Source organism: Streptomyces sp. NPDC034037 (genome assembly GCF_055575715.1).
The window spans coordinates 451,294-471,915 of the sequence record NZ_JBVISC010000007.1 but is presented as its reverse complement, the minus strand read 5'-3'; the positions used below and the strand labels follow the sequence as shown (position 1 = coordinate 471,915).

The 20,622-nt window shown below is 74.0% G+C and carries 20 protein-coding genes; 10 read left to right on the top strand and 10 right to left on the bottom strand.

What is annotated here, in order from left to right:
- Window positions 1–50: 50 nt before the first annotated feature.
- The 3 genes from ACZ516_RS26170 to ACZ516_RS26160 all read right to left on the bottom strand — a co-directional run bounded on the left by ACZ516_RS26170 (window position 51) and on the right by ACZ516_RS26160 (window position 3,399).
- Window positions 51–944 carry a hypothetical protein gene (locus ACZ516_RS26170; RefSeq protein WP_358913995.1) on the bottom strand — a complete coding sequence of 298 codons (894 nt, stop codon included), beginning with the start codon at window positions 942–944 and terminating at the stop codon, window positions 51–53.
- A 106-nt stretch (window positions 945–1,050) separates the two neighbouring features.
- Window positions 1,051–2,577 (bottom strand): hypothetical protein, encoded by a 1,527-nt coding sequence (locus ACZ516_RS26165; protein WP_358588087.1) that lies wholly within the window; start codon window positions 2,575–2,577, stop codon window positions 1,051–1,053.
- 117 nt (window positions 2,578–2,694) lie between these two features.
- On the bottom strand, window positions 2,695–3,399 hold the full coding sequence (locus tag ACZ516_RS26160; RefSeq protein ID WP_358588085.1) for a GntR family transcriptional regulator: 705 nt from the start codon (window positions 3,397–3,399) through the stop codon (window positions 2,695–2,697).
- 128 nt (window positions 3,400–3,527) lie between these two features.
- Here ACZ516_RS26160 and ACZ516_RS26155 point away from each other — a divergent pair, with 128 nt between their 5' ends.
- The 5 genes from ACZ516_RS26155 to ACZ516_RS26135 all read left to right on the top strand — a co-directional run bounded on the left by ACZ516_RS26155 (window position 3,528) and on the right by ACZ516_RS26135 (window position 8,037).
- On the top strand, window positions 3,528–4,853 hold the full coding sequence (locus ACZ516_RS26155) for an MFS transporter (protein ID WP_361078462.1): 1,326 nt from the start codon (window positions 3,528–3,530) through the stop codon (window positions 4,851–4,853).
- Window positions 4,850–5,632, top strand: coding sequence for a putative hydro-lyase (locus ACZ516_RS26150; protein WP_469011805.1), 783 nt, complete (start codon window positions 4,850–4,852; stop codon window positions 5,630–5,632). The genes ACZ516_RS26155 and ACZ516_RS26150 overlap by 4 nt, the downstream gene beginning before the upstream one ends.
- Before the next feature lie 115 nt (window positions 5,633–5,747).
- Window positions 5,748–6,512, top strand: coding sequence for a LamB/YcsF family protein (locus ACZ516_RS26145; RefSeq protein WP_469011804.1), 765 nt, complete (start codon window positions 5,748–5,750; stop codon window positions 6,510–6,512).
- Window positions 6,509–7,171, top strand: a complete 663-nt coding sequence (locus ACZ516_RS26140; RefSeq protein WP_469011802.1) for a 5-oxoprolinase subunit B family protein — start codon at window positions 6,509–6,511, stop codon at window positions 7,169–7,171. The genes ACZ516_RS26145 and ACZ516_RS26140 overlap by 4 nt, the downstream gene beginning before the upstream one ends.
- A complete protein-coding gene (locus ACZ516_RS26135) occupies window positions 7,168–8,037 on the top strand; it encodes a 5-oxoprolinase subunit C family protein (protein WP_469011801.1) in 870 nt (289 codons plus the stop codon). The genes ACZ516_RS26140 and ACZ516_RS26135 overlap by 4 nt, the downstream gene beginning before the upstream one ends.
- Window positions 8,038–8,065: 28 nt before the next feature.
- Here the strand turns inward: ACZ516_RS26135 and ACZ516_RS26130 are convergent, their stop codons facing one another.
- Complete coding sequence (locus ACZ516_RS26130) at window positions 8,066–9,490, bottom strand: HEAT repeat domain-containing protein (RefSeq protein ID WP_361078476.1); 1,425 nt, start codon at window positions 9,488–9,490, stop codon at window positions 8,066–8,068.
- Between the two features lie 300 nt (window positions 9,491–9,790).
- Window positions 9,791–10,183: an ankyrin repeat domain-containing protein gene (locus ACZ516_RS26125; protein ID WP_358588072.1), complete on the bottom strand. Its 393-nt coding sequence runs from the start codon at window positions 10,181–10,183 to the stop codon at window positions 9,791–9,793.
- A 276-nt stretch (window positions 10,184–10,459) separates the two neighbouring features.
- Between ACZ516_RS26125 and ACZ516_RS26120 the strand changes: the two genes are divergently transcribed.
- Both ACZ516_RS26120 and ACZ516_RS26115 read left to right on the top strand, forming a co-directional pair.
- Window positions 10,460–10,654 carry a hypothetical protein gene (locus ACZ516_RS26120; RefSeq protein ID WP_030560547.1) on the top strand — a complete coding sequence of 65 codons (195 nt, stop codon included), beginning with the start codon at window positions 10,460–10,462 and terminating at the stop codon, window positions 10,652–10,654.
- Between the two features lie 37 nt (window positions 10,655–10,691).
- On the top strand, window positions 10,692–12,308 hold the full coding sequence (locus ACZ516_RS26115; protein ID WP_361078482.1) for a hypothetical protein: 1,617 nt from the start codon (window positions 10,692–10,694) through the stop codon (window positions 12,306–12,308).
- Window positions 12,309–12,711: 403 nt separating this feature from the next.
- Here ACZ516_RS26115 and ACZ516_RS26110 read toward each other — a convergent pair whose 3' ends face one another.
- The gene (locus ACZ516_RS26110; RefSeq protein WP_358588069.1) at window positions 12,712–14,211 is read right to left on the bottom strand and encodes an SCO1417 family PLP biosynthesis transcription factor; all 1,500 of its coding nucleotides are present in this window, start codon (window positions 14,209–14,211) and stop codon (window positions 12,712–12,714) included.
- A 64-nt stretch (window positions 14,212–14,275) separates the two neighbouring features.
- On the opposite strand from ACZ516_RS26110, the gene yczE reads away from it, so the two are divergent.
- Both yczE and ACZ516_RS26100 read left to right on the top strand, forming a co-directional pair.
- On the top strand, window positions 14,276–14,986 hold the full coding sequence (yczE, locus tag ACZ516_RS26105) for a membrane protein YczE (protein ID WP_469011799.1): 711 nt from the start codon (window positions 14,276–14,278) through the stop codon (window positions 14,984–14,986).
- 256 nt (window positions 14,987–15,242) lie between these two features.
- Window positions 15,243–15,617 carry an RNA polymerase-binding protein RbpA gene (locus tag ACZ516_RS26100; protein WP_030360404.1) on the top strand — a complete coding sequence of 125 codons (375 nt, stop codon included), beginning with the start codon at window positions 15,243–15,245 and terminating at the stop codon, window positions 15,615–15,617.
- A gap of 119 nt (window positions 15,618–15,736) precedes the next feature.
- Here the strand turns inward: ACZ516_RS26100 and fxsA are convergent, their stop codons facing one another.
- From fxsA to ACZ516_RS26080, 4 genes are all read right to left on the bottom strand, one after another.
- On the bottom strand, window positions 15,737–16,312 hold the full coding sequence (gene fxsA, locus ACZ516_RS26095) for an FxsA family membrane protein (protein ID WP_469011798.1): 576 nt from the start codon (window positions 16,310–16,312) through the stop codon (window positions 15,737–15,739).
- A 47-nt stretch (window positions 16,313–16,359) separates the two neighbouring features.
- Window positions 16,360–17,175 carry a polyprenol monophosphomannose synthase gene (locus tag ACZ516_RS26090; RefSeq protein WP_361078492.1) on the bottom strand — a complete coding sequence of 272 codons (816 nt, stop codon included), beginning with the start codon at window positions 17,173–17,175 and terminating at the stop codon, window positions 16,360–16,362.
- A gap of 491 nt (window positions 17,176–17,666) precedes the next feature.
- A complete protein-coding gene (locus tag ACZ516_RS26085; protein ID WP_469011796.1) occupies window positions 17,667–19,316 on the bottom strand; it encodes an amidohydrolase in 1,650 nt (549 codons plus the stop codon).
- A gap of 43 nt (window positions 19,317–19,359) precedes the next feature.
- Window positions 19,360–19,800 (bottom strand): Lrp/AsnC family transcriptional regulator, encoded by a 441-nt coding sequence (locus tag ACZ516_RS26080; RefSeq protein WP_030789227.1) that lies wholly within the window; start codon window positions 19,798–19,800, stop codon window positions 19,360–19,362.
- Between the two features lie 215 nt (window positions 19,801–20,015).
- On the opposite strand from ACZ516_RS26080, the gene ACZ516_RS26075 reads away from it, so the two are divergent.
- Window positions 20,016–20,444, top strand: a complete 429-nt coding sequence (locus tag ACZ516_RS26075) for a hypothetical protein (RefSeq protein WP_358582302.1) — start codon at window positions 20,016–20,018, stop codon at window positions 20,442–20,444.
- Window positions 20,445–20,622: the final 178 nt, after the last annotated feature.

Sequence of the window (20,622 nt, the reverse complement as noted above, 5' to 3'; positions counted from 1 at the left end):
GGTGCGGGGCGGGGGCGGCGGCGGCGCGTGGGTCGGGAGGGGCCGCGGGGTCAGGAGTGGAAGGGCAGTCCCGCGTCGGCGGCCAGCTCCAGGTCGTCGGTGTCCTCGGGGGGCAGCAGCGTCGCCGAGCCGTCCGTGACCGGTACGACGCCGAGGTCCAGGAGCTCGGCCATGGCCGCGCTGCCGGCCATGTCGCGGACCTGGAGCTGGTAGCGGGCCGTGGTGCGGTACGTCCCTCCGGAGTCGTCGCCCGTGCGCTGGAGGAAGCCGGAGTCGGTGAGGAAGGCGACGGCCTTGCCGACGATGCCGGTGGTCGAACCCGCGAGGCGGCGGGCGTCCTTGGTGGCCCCGGTGGAGCTGCGCCGCGCCCAGATCCGCCAGGCGGCCTCGAGTCCGGGGGCGTCGGTGGCCGGGTCGGTGTTCTCGCCCTGCTCCTCGGCGCGCTCCTCCAGTCGGCGGCAGGCCTGGCGCACGAACGCGTCGACGCCGTTGACCGTGACCCGGCCGATGTATCCGTCGTCGGCGAGGTCCTCGGGGCGCGGGAAGGCCATGGCGGCGACCGCGAGGTGTGCGAGGCCGTGCAGGAAGCGGTCGGTGGAGTCCGTCGCCGCGCGGCGGGCGTAGTCGCCCATGCGGACGGCGAAGACGGAGTCCTCGGCGGCGGTCACGGCCATGCCCGCGCGCGGGGAGACCTCCAGGACGACCAGCCCGAGCCCGGTCGCGACGGCGTCGGCGAGCCGCGCGAAGGGCGGGTCCTCGCGGTAGCGGCGGAGCAGTTCGCCGTACTCCTGGTCGCGGGCGGGCTGGAGCTTGGGCTGCAGGCCGAAGGAGACGAGGCGGGCCGCGTCGGCGGCGTCGGCCGGGGTGACGGGCGCGGGGGCGGCGGGCGCCGTGGCGGAGTCCGGCTCGCCCCACGCGGCGTGCTCTGCGGGGTGGTCGGTCACGGCGTGTGCTCCTTGGTCGGGTGGGGCGTGAGGGGGCCGGGGTGACGCATGAGGCGGCCAGGCGGGTGCCCTGTGGTGCGGGAGGGGCACCTGCGCGTACGGGAGTTCACGACGCCTCCTTGCGGTCGGCCGCCATGCCGGCGGCGTCCAGGAGGGCCGTGCCGACGATGAGGTCGGCGCCGCCGAACTCCTCGTCGTCCAGTTCGGTGCCGTCGTCCACGGCGAAGAGCAGCTTCTCCTCGCCCTGGCGGTAGGCGGTGCCGACCGGCGGGCTGGCCGCGTGGACGGCGAGGAGGGCGACCAGGTAGGGCAGTTCGGGGTCGCGCAGGCGGGCTTCGGCGAGCAGACCGGAGAGGCGGCGCGGCGCGTCGGCGGGCAGCGTCAGCAACTCCATGGCGCTCGCCAGCTGCTCCTCGCTGAAGCGGCTGTCGTCCGGGGTGGCGATGAGGTCGGGCTCGGGCATCTCCGCGCCGAGGTGCTCGCGCTCCGTCGGCGGGGTGAGCAGTATGTCGACGAGGTCGCCCACCCGTACGGACACGGGGGTGCGCAGGCCGGTGCCGCGCGCGAAGAAGGCGTCCGTCACGCGGATCGCCCGCTCGGCGGGGAGCGGCAGGATGGGCGCGAGGAGCTGCCCGTACAGGTCGAGCCCCGCGCGCGCGGTGGGCGTCGCGAAGGCCTGCCGGTCCTGCTCGGCGCGGAAGAGCGGGCCCGCTTCGAGGAGGCGGGACTGCAGCTGGGTGTGGCGGCGGATGCAGTCCTTGACGATGTCGACGAGCTCGGCGGCGCGGCGTTTCTGCTCGGGGTCCTCGGACTCGTCGCGGGCCTTGCGGATGTTGGTCAGGATGGCGTTCTCGTGGCGGTACCGGTCGGCCACGTGGTCGAGCGCCTCGGCGATCATGTCGGGGACGGCCTGGAGCCAGTCGACCGCCCGGACGTTGCGCCGGGTGGCGTCGAGGGCCTTGCGGAGCGTCTCCGAGTACTGCACGGTCCGGTAGCGGGCCTGCTCGGCGGCGAGCTGGGCGTCGGCGAGCCTGCCGCGGCTGATGAGGACCTCCAGCTTCACCTCGGCGGCGATCTGGGCACTGGTGACGTCCGTGTCGAGGGCGCCCACCAGGACGTTGACCGCCTCGTCGGTCGTGCGCAGATAGACGCTGCCGCCGTACCCGGGGACCTCTTCGAGGAGCTTGAAGTCGTAGTCCCTGCGGACGTACGTCCCGTCGGGCGCGAAGGTGCCGTACACCGCGCGGAAGCCGCGGTCCACGCTGCCGACGTTGATCAGGTTCTCCAGGACCCAGCGGGCCACGCGCTCGTGCTCGGCGGCGGGGCGCTCGGGGGCCTGCGCGGCGACGCGCGGGAACAGCCTGGCGACGATCTGCTCGTGGTCGGCGCCGGTGTCGAAGTCCATGGTGAGCGTGACGAGGTCGATGGCGGACAGGGCCACCTCGGCCATCGCGTAGACCGAGTACTCGCCCGCGAGGTTGGCCTTGCGCACGTCGAGGTCGTGCAGCGGAGCCGTGCAGGCCAGGGCGCGCAGGCGGCGCGCCAGGCCCTCGTCGGCGGCCGGGCCCGTGGCGGGCCTCGGCCCCGCGCTGAGCTGGGGCGGAGCGGTGTCCGTAACGGCAGGCGAAGTCACGGTGCACAGACTAGGTCCTCGGTCTGACAACGGTCGAAACGGCGCAGAAGCGACCGGCTCCCCGGCCGGGGCCGCCGCACCGGAACGTCCGCCTCAGCCGCCCGCGTACGGCGACTTTCAGCCGCTCTCGGCCACCCGGCGCCCGTACACCTCGACGAGGCCCGCGAGCGAGTCCTCCAGGTAGGCGGCGAGCAGGCGTTCGGCCCGCGCGGCATGGCCCGCCCGCAAGGTGTCCAGGATGCGCTGGTTGCGTTCGAGGTAGGGCTCGTGGAGGCGGCGCGGATCGGCCACCACGTGGAAGGCCAGGCGGAGTTCGGCGAAGACGCTGCGCATCAGCTCGTCGGTGCGCTCGCTGCCGGCGAGGGCGACGAGTTCCCGGTGGAAGTGGATGTTGGCCGTGGAGACGCCTTTCCAGTCCTTCTCGGCGGCGGCCCGCACGCCGTCGGCGACGGCTCCGGCCACCCCGTCGAGCGCGAAGGGCGGCTCGCCGAGACCACGGACCACGGCGCACTCCACGAGGCGGCGCGTGCGGTAGATGTCCCGGACGTCCTCGACCGTGAGGACCCGCACGAAGACCCCGCGGTTGAGCTGGTGGACCAGCAGCCGCTCGTGCGTGAGCAGGCGGAACGCCTCGCGCAGGGTGTTGCGGGACACGCCGAGCGCCCCGCCGATGCTGTCCTCGGACAGTCGCGTGCCGGGCGGGAAGTACCCCTCGGCGATGCGGCTCCGGAGGATGTCCGCGACCCTCTCCGCCGTACTGGTGCGCCCCAGGAGCGCACGGTCGTCGGCCAGTTCGCCCACTCCAGCCATCCCCTCAGCCATGCCCGGATTCAATCGCAGATGCGAGGACGAAACAACACAGGTATTGAGGGATCGTTCAACGATCCTCTACCTTGTGGCACCAGATCCCCGCTCCAGCACCCTCCCCGTCCCTCTCCTGCGAGGTGCCCATGAGCACGACTCCACCACCCCAGGCCACCCCGGCCAAGACGAGCGACGGCGTACCCGCCGGCGTGCGTGGCGACAAGGGCGGACTCCCCGACGACAGCGGAACGTTCGGCTGGCTGCGGGCGCTCGGCCCGCGCGGCCGCCGGGCCTTCGCCGGCGCCTTCGGGGGCTACGCCCTGGACTCCTACGACTACTTCACGCTGCCGCTGAGCATGGTGGCGCTCGCCGCGTACTTCGGCCTGGACAGCGGCCAGACCGGGCTCTTCACCACCGTCACCCTCGTCGTCTCCGCCGTGGGCGGCGCCGTCGCCGGCGTGGTCGCCGACCGGATCGGGCGCGTGAAGGCGCTGATGATCACGGTGGTCACCTACGCGGTCTTCACCGTCGCCTGCGGCTTCGCGCCCGACTACGAGACGCTGCTGGTCTTCCGTGCGCTTCAGGGCCTCGGCTTCGGCGGTGAGTGGGCGGTCGGCGCGATCCTCGTGGCCGAGTACGCCACCGCCAAGAACCGGGGCCGCACCCTCGGCGCGATCCAGAGTGCCTGGGCCGTGGGCTGGGGGCTCGCCGCGATCGTGTACACCGTGGTCTTCCAGTTCCTGGACGACGACCTCGCCTGGCGCGTGATGTTCTGGACCGGCGCCCTGCCCGCCCTCCTGGTGATCTACGTGCGCCGCAACGTGCACGATGCCCCGGAGGCGGCCGCCCAACGTCGTGACAGCGCCCACAAGGGGTCCTTCACGGCCATCTTCAAGCCGGGGCTGCTGCGCGTCACGTGCTTCGCGGTGCTCCTGTCCACCGGAGTGCAGGGCGGTTACTACACGCTGGCCACCTGGGTCCCCACGTATCTGAAGACCGAGCGCGGCCTGACCGTCGTCGGCACCGGGGGCTATCTCACCTTCCTGATCTCCGGTGCCTTCCTCGGCTATCTGACCGGCGGCTATCTCACCGACAGGCTCGGCCGCAAACGGAACATCACGCTCTTCGCCTTCCTCTCCGCGGCCAGCATCCTCGCCTACACGAACATCCCGGACGGGGCCAACGGCCTTCTCCTTGTGCTCGGTTTCCCGCTCGGCTTCTGCATGTCCGCGATCTTCAGCGGCTTCGGCTCCTTCCTCAGCGAGCTGTATCCGGCCGCCGTGCGCGGCACCGGCCAGGGCTTCACGTACAACACCGGCCGCGCGGTCGGCGCCGTGTTCCCCACCATGGTCGGCTTCCTCGCCGACAGCTGGGGCGTCGGCGGCGCGCTGATCTTCGGGGCACTCGGTTACGGCCTCGCCGTCATCGCCCTCTTCGGCCTTCCGGAGACGCGGGGGAGGGAACTCCTGTGACCGCCGAAAAGACCAGCGCCGCGATGGCGCGCGCCGCCTTCCGTGCCGGCGAGAGCGGCCCCACCGCGGGCCGAGCGCGCGGGTTCACCCAGGCCAACCTCGTCTCCGTCCCCGCCGACTGGGCGTACGACATGCTGCTGTTCTGCCAGCGCAACCCCAAGCCCTGCCCGGTGCTCGACGTCACGGACGCGGGCTCCTGGAGCACGCCGCTCGCCCCGGGGGCCGATCTGCGGAGGGATCTGCCCCGCTACCGCGTGTGGGAGCACGGTGAGCTGACCGACGAGCCCACGGACGTCGTCGACCGCTGGCGCGGCGACCTGGTGTCGTTCCTCATCGGGTGCAGCTTCACCTTCGAGTGGGCGCTGGCCGACGCCGGGGTGCCGCTGCGCCACGTCGAGCAGGGCCGCAACGTCCCGATGTACGTGACCGCGCGCCCCTGCCGCCCGGCGGGGCGCCTGCGCGGCCCCATGGTGGTGTCGATGCGGCCGGTCCCGCCCGGCGCTCTCGCCGCCGCCATCAGGGAGAGTGCCCTGATGCCCGCGGTGCACGGCAGCCCGGTGCACTGCGGCGACCCGGCGGGGCTCGGCATCGAGGACCTCGCCCGGCCCGACTTCGGTGACCCGGTGGCGGCCGGGCCGGACGACATCCCGGTGTTCTGGGCGTGCGGGGTGACACCGCAGGCCGCCGTGATGGCGTCCAGGCCTCCCTTCGCGATCACCCACGCGCCGGGCAGGATGTTCATCACGGACGCCCGGGACGAGCAGTACCGCGTGACCTGAGAGCCGAGGCCCGCGGCACCGCCGTACCCGGGTGCCGAGAACCCGCCCGACCGTCGACAACCGCCCGACCGGCGAGAACCCCACCGGCCGCCGAGAACCCAGGAGACCCGCGCGGATGAGCACCACCTCCATCGATCTGAACGCCGACCTCGGGGAGGGCTTCGGCCGCTGGCACCTGACGGACGACGAGGAACTGCTGTCCGTCGTCACCAGCGCCAATGTGGCCTGCGGCTTCCACGCCGGGGACCCCGTGACCATGCGCAGGGTGTGCGACCGGGCCGCCGAGCGCGGGGTCCGGATCGGCGCGCAGGTCTCCTACCGCGACCTGGCGGGCTTCGGGCGGCGCGCCATGGACGTGCCGGCGGAGGAGCTGGCGGCCGAAGTGGCCTACCAGATCGGCGCCCTGGAGGTCTTCGCCCGGGCGGCCGGCACGCGCGTGGCGTACGTGAAGCCGCACGGCGCGCTCTACAACCGTGTCGTCCACGACGAGGAGCAGGCCCGCGCGGTCGTCGAGGGCGTGCTGCTCGCCGGCGGCTCGCTGCCGGTCCTCGGGCTGCCCGGGTCCCGCTTCCTGGAGTCGGCGCGGCGGGCCGGGCTCCCGGCCGTCACCGAGGCGTTCGCGGACCGCGCCTACACCGAGGAGGGCACGCTCGTACCGAGGAGCGGCGAGGGCGCGGTCATCACGGAGGCGGACGCCGTGGTCGAACGGTCCCTGGACATGGCACGCTCCGGGAGGGTCACCTCCCGCACGGGCCGTGAGATCGCGGTGCGCGCGCGGTCGCTGTGTCTGCACGGCGACACGCCGGGCGCGGTGGACCTGGCCCGCCGGGTCCGGGCCCGCCTGGAGTCGGCGGGCGTGCGCGTGGAGGCTTTCGCGTGAGGGTCCTGCCGGTGGGCGAGCGGGCCCTGCTCGTGGAACTCGCCGACGGCGCCGAGGCCCAGGCCCTCCACGCGGAACTGCTGCGCCGCCGCGCGGCCGGCTCCCTGCGGGTGGGCGAGATCGTCCCGGCGGCCCGCACGGTGCTCCTGGACGGACTGGACGAGCCCGCCCGGGTCCGCGCCGAGCTGCCCGGGTGGGGCATTCCGCCGCTGCCCGCGCGCGCGGGGGCCGTGGTGGAGATCCCGGTCAGGTACGACGGCCCGGACCTCGCGGACGTCGCCGCGCACTGGGGCGTGGGCGTCCCCGAGGTGGCCCGGATCCACTCGGCGGCGCGGTTCCGCGTCGCCTTCTGCGGATTCGCGCCGGGGTTCGGCTATCTGACTGGGCTGCCCGAGCGCTACGAGGTGCCGCGCCGGGCCACGCCCCGCACGTCGGTCCCCCCGGGCAGCGTCGCCCTCGCCGGGCCGTACACGGGGGTGTATCCCCGCGCGTCGCCCGGCGGCTGGCAGCTGATCGGCACGACGGACGCCGTGCTGTGGGACCACACGCGCGTGCCCGCCGCGCTGCTCTCACCCGGCGTACGCGTCCGCTTCGTACCGCAAGGCCCACCCTCGGCCGCACCGCGCACCGCGCCGGACGCCACCCGGGAGCGGCGATGACGGACCGGGCCTTCGCCGTCGTGCGGGCCGGCGCGCTGACCACCGTGCAGGACCTGGGGCGCCCCGGGTACGCGCACCTCGGGGTCCCGCGCTCCGGCGCCCTGGACCTCCCCGCCGCCCGCCTGGTCAACCGCCTCGTGGGCAACACTGCGGACGCCGCCGTCCTGGAGACCACCTTGAACGGCTGCGCGGTGCGCCCCCGCCGCCCCGTGACGGTGGCCGTCGGCGGCGCGCCCTGCCCCGTGACCGTGGACGGCCGGCCCGCCGCCTGGGGAGCGCCCGTACGGGTGCCGGCGGGGGCGGTCCTGGACGTCGGTGGTGCCGTCCACGGAGTGCGGTCCTACGTCGCCTTAGACGGCGGTGTGGCCGTCGAGGCGGTGCTCGGCAGCCGCTCGTCGGACCTGCTCTCCGGGCTCGGTCCGCCCCCGCTCGCGGACCGGGCGGTGCTGCCGCTCGGCGCCCCGGCCGGGCCGCACGCGCGCGTGGACAGCGCCCCGCAGCCCGCCCCACCCCGGGAGCTGGTGCTGCGGGTGACGCTCGGCCCGCGCGCCGACTGGTTCACGCGGGCGGCGCTGGAGACGCTCACCACGCGCGCGTACCGGGTGTCCTCGGCGAGCAACCGCATCGGACTGCGCACCGAGGGCCCGCCGCTGGCGCGCGCGGTCCACGGCGAACTGCCCAGTGAGGGCATGGTGCTCGGCTCCGTACAAGTGCCGCCGGACGGCGGGCCCGTCGTCTTCCTCGCCGACCATCCGACCACCGGGGGCTATCCGGTGGTGGCGGTCGTCCGGGAGGCCGACCTGGCGGCGGCCGCCCAGGCGGCGCCCGGCACGCCGGTGCGCTTCCTGGGCACGGGCCGGCGGTGACCGGCCCGGCCGCACGGCGCGGCAGGCGCTACACGGCGGGCGCGTCGGCGTCGGGGCCGATCCTGCTGCGTACCGCGGTCTGTACCTCGTCCTCCTCGGCGGGGTCCGCGGCGAGCCTGCGGAGCCGGTTGACGACCCGGGCGTCACCGGTCTCGGCGTGCCGTGCGGCGACCCCGCGGGTGGTCTCCTCGCAGTCCCACAGGCACTCGACGGCGAAGCCGGAGGCGAAGGTGGGGTCGGTGGCGGCGAGCGCGCGGGCGGCGCGGCCGCGCAGCTGGGACGAGGCGGTCTCGCGGTAGACGTGGCGCAGCACGGGGGCCGCGCAGGCGATGCCGAGGCGTCCCGCGCCGTCGACGAGCGTCCACAGCGTGGGCGCGTCGGGCCCCTCGCCGCGGACCGCCTCGCGCAGCGCGGCGAGGACGAGCTCGCTGTCCTGCGCGCCGCCGCGACAGGCGAGGACGCGGCCGGCGGCGGCGCCCAGGGCGTCGGGGCGGTAGGCCCAGCGCCGGGCCCGTTCGACGGCGGCGGCGCCGCGCATCCGCTCGAAGGCCTCGGTCGCGGCCTCCACGACGGCCGGGGAGTGACTCTCCACGGCCCGCTCGATGAGGTCGAAGACCTCGGGGTCGTGGGCGTCGGCGAGATAGCGCAGGGCGGCGCCGCGTGCGCCGTCGGAGCCGGCGCGGGCGGCCTTCAGGATCGCCGGGCGGTCCTCGGGTCCCGCGACGGCGCTCAGGCAGCGGGCGGCGGGCACATGCAGCACGGCACCGCGCTCCAGGCCCTCCTGGGCCCAGTCGAAGACAGCCTGGACGCTCCATCCGGGGCGCGGTCCGGCGGGCCGCATCTGGCGCTGCCAGCGGTCGAAGGAGCCCTGTTCCCGCGCGGCCCGCACGCGGGCGCCGATCTCGGGGCGGGGGTCCTCCTCCCACAGCCGCCAGGGCCGTGGTTCGTAGGCGTCGCGGACGGCGGCGGCCAGGTCGGCCTCGCCCTGCGCGTCGGCGGGGAACCTGGCGAGCACGGGGGCGGCGAGGGCGCGCAGGCCCGCGTCGTCGTCGCGCAGGGCCAGCTCGTCCAGGGCCCAGGCCCAGTTCGCGCCGTGGGCGGCGTACCGCCTCAGGAGCGCGAGGGCGTCGGGTCGGCCGTACGAGGCGAGGTGCCCGAGGACGGCGAGGGCGAGCCCGGTGCGCGAGTCGTCCGGGTCCAGGGCGTCCTCGGCGTCGAAGAGGTGCCGCTCGATCTCGCCGAGCCCGCCGTGCAGGTCGAGGTAGAGCCGGGCGTAGTACAGCGAGCGGTTCTCCACCTGCCAGTCGTGGCGTGGATCGTTGAGCACGCAGTGGTCGAGGGCGGCGAGCGCCTCGGAGCGGGGTGCCGTGAGCGCGTGCAGCGTGCCGTCGCCGCGGCCCCGCTGCAGCAGGCCGAGCAGCGTACCGCTGGGCGCTATGACCGGATCGAACATGGGAAACAGCCTCACATCAAGCGTCGACGCAACCGGGAATCACGCATTACCTGGCCGCACGCCAACACGTCGGGCCGCCCGCCGTCTCTTGCTTGTCGAAGACCATCTTCCTCTGCCTCTCGTCGGTGGCCCTTAAGGGTTCCCGGACCGAGGTCCGGGGGCGGGCCGCTCACGGACCACGCGGTTCGGCGCCTGTTGCCCCACCGTCGCGTCCGTGAATCACGTCGTCATGATGACCCGGCGGTCATGTCCGCCGCGACCACATTTCCAGCGCCCCGTCACTGCTGCCCGGTTACCCGTTCAGAGCGCCCCGAACAGTTCCAGCAGCTCCGTCTTCTGGAACATCCGTGCGGTGTCCAGCGCCGACGGCGTCCCCGCGGCCGGGTCGGCCCCGCCGTCCAGGAGGGCGCGGATCACCGCGTGCTCGCCCTTGAAGACGGCTCCGGCGAGCGGCGTCTGCCCCCGGTCGTTGGCGCGGTTGGCGTCGCCGCCGCGCTCCAGGAGGGCCCGGACCGCGTCGGCGTGCCCGTGGTAGGCCGCCAGCATCACCAGGGAGTCTCCGCTGTCGTTGGTGAGGTTGGCCGGGACACCCGCGTCCACGTAGGCCGTGAGCGCCGCGGTGTCCCCCTGCCGGGCCAGATCGAAGATCTTGGTCGCCAGCTCCACGACCTCGGGGTCGGGGGCTTCGCTCATGGGGTGTCCGCCTTTCCGGGATGCGCTGCGGGTGCAGCCGTACGAGTGAATCGACAGGGTACTGCCCGGGCGGGCACATGACGCGGCCCGGCCGAGGCAGAGATCACGGCACGCACGCGAGACCCGCCGGCCCGCTCTTCGACAGCTCCGAAAGGGCTCTGCCATTCGAGGGAAATTCCAGGAATTTCACTCTTTTGCACCTTTTGTCGTATGGATACATGCTGTGAACCTGGAAGAACTCATGGTGACTGTCCCCACCACATCAGGAGAACCGTCATGGTCCTTTCCATCTCGGGCGTCGTACTGCTCGGAATCATCGTCTTCCTCTTCTTCCGCAAGGACGGCCTCAAGGCCTCCCACGCCCTGGTCTGCGCCCTCTTCGGCTTCTTCCTGGCGGGCACCGCCATCGCCCCGAGCATCAAGGCCGGCAGCGCGAGCCTCGCGAGCCTCCTCGGCGGCATCAAGTTCTGAGGCTCCTTTCCTTCGCACGCACCTCCAGGAGACTGACGTGGCCAGGCCCCCACTCCCCCGCATCCTGAGCAACGGCACCGCGTCCCTGGCGCGCAGCCGGGAGCTGGCACGGTCGGCCGCCGACAGCGCCACCGACGTTCTCCACCCGCTGATCACGATCGCTCGTGGACTGCGCCGGCTGGCTGCCGCCGGGCGGCGCAGGTGGGCCGAGACCCCGAAGGACAAGCGCGGACCACTGCTGTTCCTGGTGGCCTCCGTGATCCTGGTGGTGGCCCTCGTCCCCTACGGGCCCCTGCTCGCGGGGATCTGTCTGATGGGGGCCTGCGCGTGGACCGGCCGGGAGCGCAACCCGCCCGCGCCGGACGGCCCGGACGAGGCACAGGCACAGCGGCTGCAGTCGCTCTACGAAGCGCTCGTCCCCTACTTCTCCGTCCCGGAGGACCCCGACCCGCTCTTCGCGCACGGCGGCGCGTGGGACAAGGCCTTCCCCTCCCACACGTTCGACGACACGGGACGGATCTCCCGGCTCGTCGTGCACTACCCCGCGTACTTCACGGACGGCGAGGCCGAGTCCCGCGCGCGGATCGAACAACTGCTGCACGCCAAGTCGGGCCGCGGACGCGAATACCACTTCGCGTGGGACGAGGAGGGCAACGAACTGACGGTCAGCGTGCTCCCCCCGCTCCCCACCGACATCGCGGCCCAGCGCTTCGTCACCGCCCCCGGGGAGACCGTCCTCGGCTTCACCGACGAGACGGACGTGCGGCGCACCCTGCCGGTCACGGACGGCGAGCAGTGCCGCGACGTGCCCCCCGTCGTCTGGCGCACCGGCGTCCGCTCCACCGAGCCCCATCTGCTGATCGCCGGCCAGCCCGGCAGCGGCACCACCACACTGCTGCGCTCGATCGCCCTCCAGGCGCTGCAGTACGGCGATGTCCTCGTCGTCGAGGGCACCGGCACCGGTGACTACGCCTGCCTGACGGGCCGCGAGGGTGTCCTCGCCATCGAATGCGGGGTCGCCGGAGCGCTCGCGAGCCTCGAATGGGCGGCCCATGAGACCGAGCGCAGGCTCATCGCCGCCAACCGCGCCCGGCAGGCGGGCCACTCGGCGCCCGAGGACATCAAGCGCCCCCTGTGGATCCTCCTGGACCGGCCGAGCGCCCTCGGCCACCTCGCGGCCGCCGACGGGCGCGACGATCCCCAGTCACTGCTCCAGGTCCCGCTGCGGCACGGCAGGGCGGCGAACGTGACGGTGGCCGTGGCGGACCAGCTGGACTGCCTGGACGCCCTCAGCGACGCCGTGCGCCAGCACACCCGCGCGCGCGTGGTGCTCGGGCCCGCCGGTGCCCGCCGGCTGGAGGAGGTCCTCGGGGCGCCGCCCCACACGACGCCCACGTCCGAGGTCCCGCCCGGGCGGGGCTACGCCCGGCTCGGCACCGGTCCGGTGCACCGCCTCCAGGTGCCCGCGACGCCCGACCCGTACGACGACGCGACGAGCGAGGCGCACCGACGCGCGGTCCTGGACCTGCTGCCGGAACGGAGCACCGCCCCGCAGACGGGCCCCACGGAACAGATCACCGAGCAGATCGCCGAACAGCGGGCCGAAGAACTCCAGGAGGTCACCGAGCCGGCCCCGGTCGCCGCGGAGAGCTGAAGCGGGCGGGAGCCGAGCCCGGCGGGGGCTGACACCGGCGGGAGCCGAGCCCGGCGGAAGCCAAGCCCGGCGGAAGCTGGCGCCGGCGGGAACCCAGCCCGGCGTAAGCCGACACCGGCGGGAACCCAGCCCGGCGGAAGCCGACACCGGCGGAAGCCCAGCCCGGCGGAAGCCGACACCGGCGGAAGCCCAGCCCGGCGGAAGCCGAGACCGGCGGAAGCCGAGACCGGCGGAAGCCGAGACCGGCGGAAGCCGAGACCGGCGGAAGCCGAGACCGGCGGAAGCCGAGACCGGCGGAAGCTGAGACCGGCAGTAGCTGGCGCCAGCGGGAGCCGAGCCCGGCGGGGGCTGACACCGGCGGGCGCCCAGCCCAGGGCAGAGCCGAACCCGGCGGGGGGCGTCCTCAGGCCACGAAGGGATGCGCGACCTCCGCGCCCGTGCCGGCGCCCGTCTCCACGAGGCGGGCCGCGGCGGCCAGGCGCGCCGCCGCCTCGTCGGCCACCGCGCCGCCCACGGTGAACGGCAGCCGCACATACCCCTCGAAGGCCCCGTCGACACCGAACCGCGGCCCGGACGGAACCCTGACCCCCACGCGCTCGCCCACCTCGGCGAGCCGCGAGCCCGACAGGCCGCCGGTGCGCACCCACAGCGTGAGGCCGCCGCGCGGCACCTCGAACTCCCAACCGGGCAGCTCGCGGCGCACGGCGGTGACCAGCGCGTCGCGGTTCTCCCTGGCCTGCTGCCTGCGCAGGTCCACGGCGGCCTGCCAGCCCTCGGTGTTCAGGAGCCAGTTCACGGCGAGCTGCTCCAGGACGGGGGTGCCCAGATCGGCGTACGCGCGTGCCGCGACGAGGCTGCGGATCACGTCGGGAGCGGCGCGCACCCAGCCGATGCGCATGCCCGCCCAGAACGCCTTGCTCGCCGAGCCGACGGTGATGACGGTGGAGCCCGCGGGGTCGAAGCCGCAGACGGGCCGCGGCATGTCGAGGTCCGGGTCGAGTCCCAGCTCGCTCATCGTCTCGTCGACGACGAGGACCGTGCCCGCGGAGCGGGCGGCCTCGACCAGTTGCCGGCGCTGGTCCTCGCTCGCGAGCGCGCCCGTGGGGTTGTGGAAGTCCGCGACGACGTACGCCAGCCGGGGAGCGGCGTCCCGCAGCACCTGCCGCCAGCGGTCCATGTCCCAGCCCTGGAGGCCCTCGGCCATGGCGACGGGGACGAGGCGGGCGCCCGCCTCGCGCATCAGCTGGAGGATGTTGGCGTAGGAGGGGGACTCGACGGCGATGCGCTCGCCGCGCCCCGCGAAGAGGTGGCAGATCGCGTCGATGGCGCCCATCGCGCCGGTGGTGACCATGATCTGCTCGGGCATGGTCGGGATGCCGCGCGCGGTGTAGCGCTCGGCGAGCATCTCGCGCAGGGCGGGCAGCCCCGCGGGGTAGTCGCCGTGGGTGTGGGCGTACGGCGGCAGCGCTTCGAGGGCGCCCTGCACGGAGCGGGTGAGCCAGGGTTCGGGCGCGGGCAGCGCGGCGCAGCCCAGGTCGATCATGGAGCCGAGCGCCTCGGGCGGCAGCGGTTCGAGCCCGCGCGCAGGCAGCGGGTTCCCGGCGGGGACGGCGGTCCAGCTGCCGGCGCCCCTGCGGGACTCCAGGAAGCCCTCGGTGCGCAGCGCCTCGTAGGCGGCGGCCACGGTGGTGCGGCTGACGGCGAGCGCCACCGCGAGTTCGCGTTCGGCGGGCAGGCGCGCGGCGACCGGGACGCGGCCTTCGAGCACGAGCAGCCGGATGCCGTCGGCCAGGGCGCGGTAAGCGGGCGGGCGGCGGGTGCCCGTCCCGCTCGGGCGTGCCTGCTGGGAGGCGAGGAGCCGGGCCAGCTGGGTCGAGCCCATCGCCGAAGTCCACTGAGCCATGATTCCCAGTCCACCTTCCCCGAATTGGCCATGGTCGCGGTCTGCTTCCAAGCCACAGGGTGTCATGCGTCATGCCACTGTCACCAGCGGGGAGCACCACTTGTCCGGGATGAAGCCACAGCTCGTGCGTCGGTTGGCGCGGTTGTACGTCGGTCTGACGCTGTATGGCGCCAGCTCCGCGCTGATGGTGGCCGCGGGGCTCGGTCCCGAGCCGTGGAACGTGCTCAACGAGGGCCTGTCCGAGCTGACGGGCCGGTCGATCGGCGTGGTCTCCATCGCCGTGGGCGCGGCGGTGCTGCTGCTGTGGATCCCGCTGCGCCAGCGGCCGGGTCTCGGCACGATCTCGAACGTCTTCGTCTGCGGTCTGTCGATGGACGCCACGCTGTCGCTGCTGCCGCAGGCGCAGACCCTGGCCGTCCGTATCCCGCTGCTGCTGACCGGTGTCGTCCTCAACGGTGTGGCGACCGGCCTGTACATCACCGCCGCGTTCGGCCCCGGACCGCGTGACGGCCTGATGACGGGCCTGCACCGGCGCACGGGCCGCTCGGTCCGCCTGATGCGCACGCTCATCGAGGTGACGGTCGTGGCCACCGGCTTCGCGTTCGGCGGCACGGTCGGCCCGGGCACCGTCCTGTACGCGCTCGCCATCGGCCCGCTCGCCCAGTTCTTCCTGCGCCACTTCGGCCCCGCCCGCGCCCTTGCCCCCGCCGGGATCCGGGCGGTCGACCGCCGCTTCGCGCGCGACGCGGGGGAACCTCGTACCGAGAAGATTTAGCAACTGAGGGCAAAGGGCGGTAGTGTACGCGTTTGGCCTGCCAGGCGGACCGTTACTGCGATCTGGAGCCTCAGAAACGCTGGGTGACATCTGCTGCCAGATGTGACAAACCGGGCGCTGGTGGGTACAACAAGGGGCGGCATACGACGGCGACGCATGACCCTGAACGGGAATCTTTACCGCCGACCGGACGTTGACCGGATGACGACGACAGCGACACCTGTCCTGTGGGCGACAAGCCCGGGAGGCACGATTCATGAGTGAGCGAGCTCTTCGCGGCACGCGTCTCGTGGTGACAAGCTACGAGACCGACCGCGGCATCGACCTGGCTCCGCGCCAGGCCGTGGAGTACGCATGCCAGAACGGACATCGTTTCGAGATGCCGTTCTCGGTCGAGGCGGAGATCCCGCCGGAGTGGGAGTGCAAGGTCTGCGGGGCCCAGGCACTCCTGGTAGACGGCGACGGACCTGAGGAGAAGAAGGGCAAGCCGGCGCGTACGCACTGGGACATGCTCATGGAGCGCCGTACTCGAGAGGAACTCGAAGAGGTCCTGGAGGAGCGCCTGGCGGTCCTTCGGTCCGGCGCCATGAACATCGCGGTGCATCCGCGGGACAGCCGCAAGTCCGCCTGACGACGGACGCGGCGCACCACCGCACAGCACGAAACACGAGGGCCGGGGCCACTGCTCAGCAGTGGCCCCGGCCCTCGTGCGTGCTACGGCCCCCGTGCGTTCAGCGGCCCCGGGGCGCGTCAGCGCGGCAGCTGGGGATCGTCCGGACGGGGGCCGCGGGCCGCCGGCTCGTCCCTGATGACCTCGCCCTGGACGACCTTGCCGTCCGGGTGGTGCGTCCGCGCCTGCCGCAAGGCGTCCTCGAAACCGACCGGCGCCGCCTCCCGCACCTTACGCTCGAAGGTCCGCTCGGCATACCGCCCGACGGCCTCGCGCACCGGCGGCACCAGCAGGAGCAGCCCCAGCGCGTCCGAGATCAGCCCGGGCAGGATGATCAGCAGGCCGCCCACCATCGTCAGGGCCCCGCCGCCGCTCCCGGACTCCTGCTCGGGCGGCACCCCGCTCTGCTGGCGCTGCACCGCCTCGCTGAGCCTGCGAAAGGCCCTGCGCCCCGCGCGCTTGATCACCGCGGAGCCGAGCAGGAGGCCGCCCACCAGGAGCAGGAAGACCACGAGCCCGCTCGTGGCGCCCGCCACGACGGTGAGCAGCCAGATCTCCAGGACGAGCCACGCGGCGACGCCGAGCGGCAGGAACTTCAGGGGCCCGGAGCGCCGGGGTCGGGCGGGGCGGAGGGGAGGCGGTGCGCCAGTCGTCATGCCTCCAGTGTGCCTGGGTCCGCCTCAGGCCGGGATAAGGGGGATGATCAAGAGGCGGGGTCCTGCGGGCGCCCGGCGGGCTTGCGGCCGACGACCCGGCCGACCCGCTCCCCCACGCCCCAGGCGGTGACCCGCCACAGCGCCTCGACCACGATGTTCTGGCTCATCTTGCTGTCCCCGAGTTCGCGCTCGACGAACGTGATGGGCACCTCGACCACGTGGTAGCCCGCCTTGACGGCGCGGCGCGCGAGGTCGACCTGGAAGCAGTAGCCCTGCGACTCGACCTCGCCGAGGCCGAGGCCTTCGAGGGTCTCGCGGCGGAAGGCGCGGTAGCCGCCCGTCACGTCCCGGATGGGCACATCGAGCAGGAGGCGCGAGTAGGTGCTGCCGCCGCGGGAGATGAACTCGCGGTGCTTGGGCCAGTTGACGACCCTGCCGCCCGGCACCCAGCGCGAGCCGAGCACGAGGTCGGCGCCCTTGAGCGCGGTGAGCAGCCGGGGCAGCTCCTCGGGCTGGTGCGAGCCGTCGGCGTCCATCTCCACGAGTACGCCGTAGTCGTGGTCGAGGCCCCAGCGGAAGCCCGCGAGATAGGCGGCCCCGAGGCCTTCCTTGCCCTTGCGGTGCAGGACGTGGACCTGCTCGTCCTCGGCCGCGAGCTCATCGGCGATCTTGCCGGTGCCGTCGGGGCTGTTGTCGTCGGCGACCAGGACGTGCGCGTCCGGGACCGCGGCCCGTACCCGGCCGACGATGGCCTGGATGTTCTCCGCCTCGTTGTAGGTCGGAATGATCACCAAGGCCGTGCCGAGCGAGCCGAACTGCCTCCCCTGGTCCCCCGCTTCGGAGACCCGACCGCCGTCGTTCACTACTGCCCCTTCGTTCGTACGCAGAGGACCACCATAGTGGCCCCGGCCTGCGCCGCAGCGGCGGCACTGGAGTAGGGGCGGTCCGCACAGCGGATCGGGGCCCGGCGCCCTTCGGGCCGACCTGGGACCCGCTGGCTGCGGGTCGACCGAAAGCCGTTGTCTACTGAGCGTCCGGGCCCCACCCGGGTCACACCTGCCGATCGGCTGATACGTTCCCTCGCCTCCGCGTCGCCGGCGCTGGACCTGGCTCCCAGTGGCGGTGCGCCGGTGCGGCACACCGCCCATGACCCAGCGGCGTTCGACGACTGCGTGGAGGTTCACCGGTCGGACGTCCTGTGGTGGACCCGGCCGAACCTACCGGCCCACGGCGGCTGTCTGTCAATACCCCTGTGAGCTGCGGTGATGACAAAGACCACCAGGTCAGTGCCGAGGATTCCCAGGTAGTCGGGAACCGCGGCGGGCCGCCACGGGCGCCGCGCACCGCCGGGACATCACTCGTCCGGCCCCACATGGACCGGCCGGCCGCCCACCACGGTGCGCAGGCAGACGGGCAGTTCGGCGTCCGGCGACAGGTCGGGCAGGCCGGGCGTGCCCGAGCGGGGGTCGGTCGACCACCGGGCGACGCGGTCGTCGGGGGCCTGCACCACCAGATCGGAGGTGCGCCACACGGCGTAGTCGGCGGGCGCGCCCGGCACGAGCACGCCCGCGTCGTCCCGGCCGACGGCCCGCCAGCCGCCCCGGGTGTGCGCGGTGAAGGCGGCGCGCACCGAGACGCGGTGCTCGGGCGTGCGGTGGAAGGCGGCGGCGCGGACCGTGCCCCAGGGGTCGAGCGGGGTGACGGGGCTGTCGGAGCCGAAGGCGAGGGGCACGCCGGCGCGCAGCAGAGCCGCGTACGGGTTGAGGGTGCGGGCCCGTTCGGCGCCCAGGCGCCGGGCGTACATGCCGTCCTCGCCGCCCCACAGGGCGTCGAAGGCGGGCTGGACGGACGCGGTGAGCCCGAATTCGGCGAACGCCGCGATGGTCTCGGGGGTCAGCATCTCGGCGTGCTCGACGCGGTGCCGCGCGGCCCGCAGACGGGCCAGGCCGACCTTCTGCGCGGCCAGCCGCAGCCCGTCGGTCACGGAGCCCACCGCGGCGTCCCCGATGGCGTGGAAGCCCGCCTGGAGGCCCGCCTCGGTGCATGCCACGACGTGGGCGGCGACGGCGGCGGCGTCCAGGTGGGCCGTGCCGGTGTGGGCGGCGTCGGCGTACGGCTCGTGGAGGCAGGCGGTGTGGGAGCCGAGGGCGCCGTCCACGAAGAGGTCACCGGCGGCGCCGGCCGCGCCCAACTCCCGGGCGCGCGCCACGCCTTCCTCGCCCCACTGGGCCCAGTAGCCGATGACGCGGGGCCCCGACTCCTCGGCGTCGAGCCGCAGCAGCCCGGTGAAGTCGGCCTCGTCGGAGATGTCGGGGCCCGCGCACTCGTGCACGGAGCCGATGCCGAGCGAGGCGGCGCGGCGCAGGGCCGCCCGCTGGGCCTCGGTGCGCTGCCGGGGCGTGATCGCGCCGAGGGCGGTGGCGCGCACTCCGTGATGGGCGTCGCCGGTGAGCGGGGCGTCCGGGTGATAGCCGGCGCGCCCGGTGACGCCGGGCACCAGGTCCAGCAGCGCGGTGGAGGCGACCGCCGAGTGGACGTCGATGCGGGAGAGGTAGAGGGGACGGCCGCCGGTGGCCTCGTCGAGCTCCACGCGCGTGGGCGGTCGGCCGCCGGGCCAGCGGGCGGCGTCCCAGCCGTGGCCGAGCAGGACGGCGTCGTGCGGTCGGGCGGCGGCGTGTTCGCGTACGGAGACGAGCGCCTCGTCCAGCGAGCGGGCAGCGGACAGGTCGAGGCCCGTCAGGGCCAGGCCGGTGGCCGTGGTGTGCACGTGGGCGTCGGTGAACGCCGGGGTGACCAGGGCGCCTTCGAGGTGGACGACCTCGTCCACGCCGTCCGCGAAGGCGTCCGCGGCGCCCTCGGAGCCGACCCAGGCGACATGGCCGCGCTCGACGACCATCGCGGTGGCGAACGGATCGGCGGGGCTGTGGACGTCGCCGCCGCGCAGCAGCACGGTGCGGTGGCTCTGGGGGTCCCGGGCGTCCTCGGGGGCGGTGCGCTGGCTCATGGGTACCAGTCTCGCCCCTGCGGGCACGCGCCTCGCGCGCGGGTCACACCTGGGGCGGGCGCGCCTCGTAGGGGGTGGAGAGCACGACGGTCGTCCGCGTGGAGACACCCGCGAGGGCGCGCAGCCGGCTCAGCAGGTGTTCCAGTTCCAGCGGGGTGGCGACCCGCACCTTGAGGATGTAGTTCTCGTCGCCCGCGACGCTGTGGCACGCCTCGATCTCCGGGACGCCCGCGAGGCGTTCGGCGATGTCGTCGGGCGCGCTGGGGTCGAACGGCTTCACCGAGATGAAAGCCGTCAGCGGCAGCCCCACGGCCTCGGGGTCGACGACCGCGGCGTAGCCGCGGATGACGCCCCGCTGTTCCAGGCGGCGCACCCGCTGGTGCACGGCCGACGTGGACAGGCCCGTGGCCTTGCCCAGGTCGGTGTAGCTCATCCGCCCGTCCTTGACGAGCAGCTGCACGATCTGTCGGTCCAGCTCCTCCATGCGCAGAACCTACAGGGCTCTTGATCCCCGCGGATACCCGAGCGCGGGAAGCGGGCCCCGGCGGAGCACCCCCGCGACATGGGTTATGTGACGAACGCCACACCGCTGTGCCCGTGTCCGAGGGGATGCCACGATTACCTCTACGACGGGACGGGAAGTGCTTGCTGTGGTCGAGGCCGCAGTGCCTTGTCGGCCCACCCAAGGGGGAGAGTCCCATGCAGAATCTGAAGCGCCCCGGCAGGTCCACCCGCAGCAAGCAGCAGCAGGTGGCAGAGCCCGAGCCGGAGGGCGTCGAACCGGCTGACGCCCTTCTCGACGCGTACGACACCTTTGAGATGTACCGCGTGAACTGCCCCGACTGCGGGCAGCCGATCGCGCTCCTCGCCGACGAGGACGTCCTGCCCGAGCACGCGCTGTGCCCCACTCCGTGGAACCCGTTCGGGCTCACGGTCTGCGCCGGCACCGGCCGCGCCGCCGCGGACGCCACGCCCGCCGACGAGTCGATGGAGGTCCAGGAGCAGGACACCGCCCTGCTGCTGACGCTCCCTCAGGGACTCGACTGGCGCAAACAGCCGTTCTCGCACGTGGGCGGGCCGGGCTCGCGCCCCATCCGGGTGCCCCGACAGCAGCGGCCCGCAGCCTGACGCACCCGTAGCCGATTCCGCGCCACGGCCGCGAGGCCGCCGTGGTGCGGAATCGGGGTGTCCGCGCCCTTGAGGCGCCGGGCGTCGCGGTGGCGCGTCGGGCCGTTCTCCCGGGCGCGGCCGCCGGTCCTGGAGGGGGCGCGGGACGACGCTCCGGCGTACGCCGCCCCGACACGCG